The 1,704-nt window shown below is 68.4% G+C and carries 1 protein-coding gene and 2 pseudogenes; 2 read left to right on the top strand and 1 reads right to left on the bottom strand.

Annotated elements, in window-relative coordinates:
• Positions 1-45: 45 nt before the first annotated feature.
• Positions 46-810, top strand: a pseudogene (locus EVS83_RS16110) (hypothetical protein); the annotation flags it as partial.
• 48 nt (positions 811-858) lie between these two features.
• Positions 859-1,203: pseudogene (locus EVS83_RS15785) on the top strand (hypothetical protein); the annotation flags it as partial.
• A gap of 84 nt (positions 1,204-1,287) precedes the next feature.
• On the opposite strand, the gene EVS83_RS15780 reads toward EVS83_RS15785, so the two are convergent.
• On the bottom strand, positions 1,288-1,704 hold a 417-nt coding region (locus EVS83_RS15780; protein WP_166636942.1), incomplete at its 5' end, for a hypothetical protein.

Here is a 1,704-nt window from a genome sequence, read left to right as displayed (position 1 = left end):
CGCGCAGGCGGCTGGAAGAAGCTCGATGCCAACAACGACGGCGCGATCGACCGCAGCGAAGCGGCCAAGGTCCCGCAGTTCGCGGCGAAGTTCGACCAGCTCGACAAGAACAAGGACGGCCGCATCGACGCGTCCGAGCGTCCGCACCACGACGGCATGCACGGCGGCCGCGCAGGCGGCTGGAAGAAGCTCGATGCCAACAACGACGGCGCGATCGACCGCAGCGAAGCGGCCAAGGTCCCGCAGTTCGCGGCGAAGTTCGACCAGCTCGACAAGAACAAGGACGGCCGCATCGACGCGTCCGAGCGTCCGCACCACGACGGCATGCACGGCGGCCGCGCAGGCGGCTGGAAGAAGCTCGATGCCAACAACGACGGCGCGATCGACCGCAGCGAAGCGGCCAAGGTCCCGCAGTTCGCGGCGAAGTTCGACCAGCTCGACAAGAACAAGGACGGCCGCATCGACGCGTCCGAGCGTCCGCACCACGACGGCATGCACGGCGGCCGCGCAGGCGGCTGGAAGAAGCTCGATGCCAACAACGACGGCGCGATCGACCGCAGCGAAGCGGCCAAGGTCCCGCAGTTCGCGGCGAAGTTCGACCAGCTCGACAAGAACAAGGACGGCCGCATCGACGCGTCCGAGCGTCCGCACCACGACGGCATGCACGGCGGCCGCGCAGGCGGCTGGAAGAAGCTCGATGCCAACAACGACGGCGCGATCGACCGCAGCGAAGCGGCCAAGGTCCCGCAGTTCGCGGCGAAGTTCGACCAGCTCGACAAGAACAAGGACGGCCGCATCGACGCGTCCGAGCGTCCGCACCACGACGGCATGCACGGCGGCCGCGCAGGCGGCTGGAAGAAGCTCGATGCCAACACCGACGGCGCGATCGACCGCAGCGAAGCGGCCAAGGTCCCGCAGTTCGCGGCGAAGTTCGACCAGCTCGACAAGAACAAGGACGGCCGCATCGACGCGACCGAGCGTCCGAAGCACGAAGGCCGTGGCGGTCTCGCCAAGCTCGATGCCGACAAGGACGGTCGCCTGAGCCGCGCCGAAGCCGCGAACTCGCCGTTCGCTGCGAAGTTCAACGAGGTCGACGCGAACAAGGACGGCTTCGTCGACCGCGAGGAAATGCGCGCCGCGTTCAAGCGCATGCATCCGCAGCGCGGCAACGGCGTCGGCTCGGGCGGCACCGGCCGCTCCTGATTTCCCCAACCTTGCACGACCTTGGCCCGCGTTCTCCGACGCGGGCCAATTTTTTGGTGCGCGACGAAGCGCGACCGACGCGTGTTACGGCGCGACGACCTTGAGCGTCTTCGTCACCTGCCACACGCCGTTGACGCGCCTGACCTCGAGCGTCTTGTACTTCGCCCACATGCGGTGGTGATAGGCGCTGTACTCGATCGTGCCGGCGTCGGGCGCGGTGGGGCGGAAATGATCGACGTCGACCATCGTCGCCTTCTTCTTCGACGGCGGATGCACCGAGCCGGTGTCTTCGTCGGCGATGCGCTCGCAGTGCGACGCGGGCACCAGCGTCAGGCCGGGACGCGGACGCAGCGCATCGCGCACTTCGCGCGGCGCGTCGGCGCGATCGACGGCGAGGCAGGCGACCGGTGTGTCGATGTCCGGCAATTCCTTTTGCAGAACCGCCTGCGCGATCGGCGTCAGTGTCGCCGCCACGCGGCCGTCGAACGGACCCGGCGCGAG

Source organism: Cognatilysobacter terrigena, assembly GCF_004361065.1.
Classification (GTDB): domain Bacteria; phylum Pseudomonadota; class Gammaproteobacteria; order Xanthomonadales; family Xanthomonadaceae; genus Cognatilysobacter; species Cognatilysobacter terrigena.
This window is presented reverse-complemented; position numbering and strand designations above follow the sequence as displayed.